A 716-nucleotide genomic window follows, 5' to 3' on the forward strand; every position below is an offset into this window, starting at 1 on the left:
TCCTGCGGGAAGATATCTTCGTCGACGGCCCGCAGCTTCATTGAGCCTAATGCAGTCGTTTTAGGTAGTTTGTTATAGCCGTAGACCCGACCAATTTCTTCAATCAGGTCTGGTTCAATGGCAATATCGAAACGATAGCTTGGCACAGCAAAGGTCCACTGCCCCTCTGCTCGATCAACAACTTCAAGCCCAAGGCGCGTTAGAATCTCTTCTATTTCAGCTGTCTCTACCTTCAAGCCTAAGAGCGACTCAACTTTAGTTTCACGCAAGGTCACAGTCGAAGACTTAGGAAGCGTCTCTGCATCACTTTCTTCAACGATTGGGCCAGCTTTGCCGCCGACAATATCGATTAATAAGCGCGTTGCACGTTCCATTGCCTCGTGCTGCAGCGCATAATCAACACCTCGTTCAAAACGGTGTGAAGAGTCTGTATGCAAGCCATAAGAGCGTGCTTTACCCGCAATCGCCAAGGGTGCAAAGAAGGCACATTCCAAAAAGATGTTCTGAGTTGTAGCGCTAACACCTGAGGCTTCGCCACCCATGATACCTGCGATTGCAAGTGGAGTGTTTTCATCTGCAATAACCAAGGTGTCATCACGAAGTTCAACTTCCTGACCATCCAACAAGGTTAGTTTTTCAGCATTTTCAGCTTGACGTACATTGATTGAGCCATTCAGCTTATCTAAATCAAATGCATGCATTGGCTGACCGAGCTC

The 716-nt window shown here is 47.5% G+C and carries 1 protein-coding gene; it reads right to left on the minus strand.

Annotation, left to right across the window (positions count from 1 at the left end; all coding sequences use genetic code 11):
* Positions 1–701 (minus strand): phenylalanine--tRNA ligase beta subunit-related protein (locus A3766_RS01080; RefSeq protein ID WP_369808589.1); only part of this gene is annotated, 701 nt, incomplete at its 3' end.
* Positions 702–716 lie beyond the last annotated feature (15 nt).

The organism is Oleiphilus sp. HI0132, assembly GCF_001635845.1.